This is a genomic window from Vibrio sp. 1249-1 (assembly GCF_033340495.1).
The window spans coordinates 1-569 of sequence record NZ_JAWOWJ010000929.1 but is presented as its reverse complement, the minus strand read 5'-3'; the positions used below and the strand labels follow the sequence as shown (position 1 = coordinate 569).

The window sequence follows — 569 nt, the reverse complement described above, 5'->3', positions numbered from 1 at the left end:
TTCTGTAGGTATCAACCTGTTCCGCGTACTGATGACTTACCTGAAACCAGTAATGCCAGCTCTTGCTGCACGTACTGAAGCATTCCTAAACCAAGAGCTAACTTGGGAAGGCATTGGTCAGCCACTCACTGGCCACGAAATCACTAAGTTCAAAGCGCTATTCAACCGTATCGATCCAAAGAACATCGAAGCGATGATCGAAGCATCGAAAGAAGACGCTGCAGCAGAAATGGCAGCGAAAGAGAAAGCTGAAGCGGCTAAAACAGAAACTGAGCTAAGCAAAGACCCAATCGCGGACGAGATTGAGTTTGATACTTTTGCTCAAGTGGATTTGCGCATCGCTCGCATCATCTCTTGTGAAGAAGTGCCTAAAGCAAACAAACTGCTTAAGTTCCAACTGGACATCGGTGGTGAAACTCGTCAAGTTTTCTCTGGCATCAAATCAGCCTACAAACCTGAAGAGCTAGAAGGCAAGCTAACCGTAATGGTAGCGAACCTAAAACCTCGTAAGATGAAATTCGGTATGTCTGAAGGCATGATCCTAGCGGCAGGCCCTGGTGGTAGCGACC

Annotated in this window: 1 protein-coding gene; it reads left to right on the top strand. The window is 47.1% G+C overall.

The window, feature by feature from the left end; genetic code table 11:
- A partial coding sequence (gene metG / locus R7Z50_RS29745; protein ID WP_318150048.1) for a methionine--tRNA ligase subunit beta occupies positions 1-569 on the top strand: 569 nt, incomplete at both ends.